Origin of the sequence: Acidocella sp. MX-AZ02, assembly GCF_000306035.1 — a bacterium.
In the GTDB taxonomy this organism is placed as follows: Bacteria; Pseudomonadota; Alphaproteobacteria; order Acetobacterales; family Acetobacteraceae; genus Acidocella; species Acidocella facilis.
In genome coordinates, this window is the sequence record NZ_JH976277.1 from 1 (window position 1) to 405 (window position 405).

The 405-nt window shown below is 60.2% G+C and carries 1 pseudogene; it reads left to right on the forward strand.

The window, feature by feature from the left end:
• Positions 1 to 405 (forward strand): annotated as a pseudogene (locus MXAZACID_RS19590) (serine recombinase); the annotation flags it as partial.

Consider the following 405-nt stretch of genomic DNA (forward strand, 5'->3'; position numbering starts at 1 on the left):
CGTCGAGGCCATCATGGATGGGTTCCGCAGCGACGAGCTTAAACAGCAATTGGACGATCTTTCCCAACAGAAGGCGTCGTTGCAGGAGCGCCTCGCCGCCCCAGCAGCACCAGCGCCTGCGATCCACCCGAACCTGGCTGGGCTGTATCGGCAACGGGTTGCCGCATTACACACCGAACTCGCTGCGGCCAACGGCAGCAATAACGCTTCCCTGGAAGCCATGCGCGATCTGATTGAGCGGATAGAGGTCGGTCCAGCTCCCAAAGATGGCGAGCCGCAAATCATCCTGACCGGCGCACTGGCCTCGATGGTTCGTCTCGGCCTACCTCCCACCCCAACAAAAACAACGCCCTCTGCGCGTAGCACTGAGGGCGTTCCTGACTTGTTCATGAGTTCGGTATTGGT